The following is a 1,529-nucleotide window of genomic DNA, read 5'->3' on the forward strand; positions in this document are numbered from 1 at the left end:
AAAATTAGAATGAAAGCCTGCTCTATACAATACAGCTATATTATTTAAACTAATATTTTGATTATGTAATTCAACTATTTTTCCAGCTATCCATTCAGCTTCTTTTTCTTGATCAAAAAATCTTTTTACATCAACTATTGCCTCTGATTTATTGTCAGAATATAATTCTTTTTTATATCCTATTGTAAAATTGTTTATTATATTATTTGAAAAATTTAATATATCCTGTCTGCTTCTGTAATTTTTTTCAAGTTTAATAATTTTACAATCTGGATATGTTTCTGGGAATCTTAATATATTTTCATAATTAGCCCCTCTAAAACTATATATAGATTGACTATCATCTCCGACAACCATAATATTTTTATATTTATCTGATAACAAATCTACTATTTCTTTTTGTATAATATTAGTATCTTGAAATTCATCTACCATAATATATTTATATTTATTTTGTAGTATTTCTTTAAACTCTTTATTAGTTTTTAGACTATCACGAAGTGCAATTAATAAATCATCATAATCATATATAAAATGTTTTTTATTATACTCTATATAATGCTCATAAATAATATTTATATCATCAGCAAAATCTTCATAACCTAAATATTCTTTTTTAATTACTTTTTTTATTGTTGTTTGTAAATTACGGGATTTTGAAATTATTTTTTGTATTGTACTTTTACGAATATTTCCTTTATCTTTTATTGTTTTTAAATCCAAATCACGTTTTATTAAGTCAATAATATCTTCGCTATCTATTGTGTCTATAATTGTAAAATTAGGCTGTATACCTAATAACTTATAATACTTTCTCAAAACTATATTAGCAAATGAATGAAAGGTTCCACCTTGTATATTTATATTATTCAATTGTAATAACATTTTTGTTCTATCTATCATTTCTTTAGCTGCTTTACGGGTAAAGGTAAGCAGTAAAATATTTTCAGGATTAATGCTATTTTCTAACATATAAGCCACTCTATAACTTAATGTCTTAGTTTTTCCTGTTCCTGCCCCAGCTATAATTAATAAAGGATTTTCTATAGTTTGTACAGCTTCTAATTGCCTTTCGTTTAATTCTTTTTCATAATTTATTTTATAATTTTTATTTTCAAAAAATGTAGTAACTTTATTATCATTTTGTATTTTTTCTATATTATTAATTATTGTATTTAAATACTCAATTTTATTTTTAGTAGATTTTGATATTTTAGGAATATCATATTCGTTTTTTAATGGTATTTCATTATTTTTATTAGCAACTTCATTTTGTACAATATTACTATTAAATACTATATTTTTTATATTTTCTGTAATAACTTCTTTTATTTCTTCTTCTAATTTTGCAGCTACAAAGATTTTAGCATCTTCTATATTCTTTTTTTCTTGTAATTCTTTTAATTTGCCTTCTAATTCTAACTTTTTGTTTTCCAAATTAGAATTAAAAATAAAATGATACCACTGTTTTTTTTGAGGCAATTCTAACAATTCTTTCTTTATGTTGCTGATTTGCTCTTCTAAACTTA

The 1,529-nt window shown here is 22.0% G+C and carries 1 protein-coding gene; it reads right to left on the minus strand.

All coding sequences use genetic code 11. From position 1 onward, the window contains the following. A partial coding sequence (locus tag EZH24_RS11630; protein ID WP_137999254.1) for an ATP-dependent helicase occupies positions 1 to 1,529 on the minus strand: 1,529 nt, incomplete at both ends.

Origin of the sequence: Brachyspira catarrhinii, assembly GCF_005518285.1 — a bacterium.
In the GTDB taxonomy this organism is placed as follows: Bacteria; Spirochaetota; Brachyspiria; order Brachyspirales; family Brachyspiraceae; genus Brachyspira; species Brachyspira catarrhinii.